Origin of the sequence: Pseudomonas sp. K5002, from assembly GCF_013386655.1 — a bacterium.
GTDB lineage: Bacteria > Pseudomonadota > Gammaproteobacteria > Pseudomonadales > Pseudomonadaceae > Aquipseudomonas.
In genome coordinates, this window is the sequence record NZ_JACARK010001460.1 from 1 (window position 1) to 306 (window position 306).

General features: G+C 65.4%; 1 protein-coding gene. It reads left to right on the forward strand.

What is annotated here, in order from left to right; all coding sequences use genetic code 11:
* The coding region (locus tag HX846_RS37190) for a hypothetical protein (RefSeq protein WP_178967464.1) at nt 1-306 on the forward strand (306 nt) is incomplete at both ends.

The following is a 306-nucleotide window of genomic DNA, read 5'->3' on the forward strand; positions in this document are numbered from 1 at the left end:
CTGCAAGGCACGATCCTCGCCGGCAGCAGTGGCTATTACGATGCGGGCGGGACCACGATGCCTTATGAGGCCGGTACCGTGGAAATCCAGGCCCAGCGCCTGGGCAGCAGCGGTTCACTGGACCAGCAGTTCGCCGACCTCAACCAGCGCCTGAATCAAGGCCAGGTGTTCGGCACACGCAGCTTCCAACTCAAGCAGGGCGACTTGACCATCGGCAATGGCCTCAAGGCCGGCACCGTCAACGTCTCCGTGGACAACGGCAGCCTGCGGGTCACCGGCCTGGTGGACGCCAGTGGCGAGCGCGTC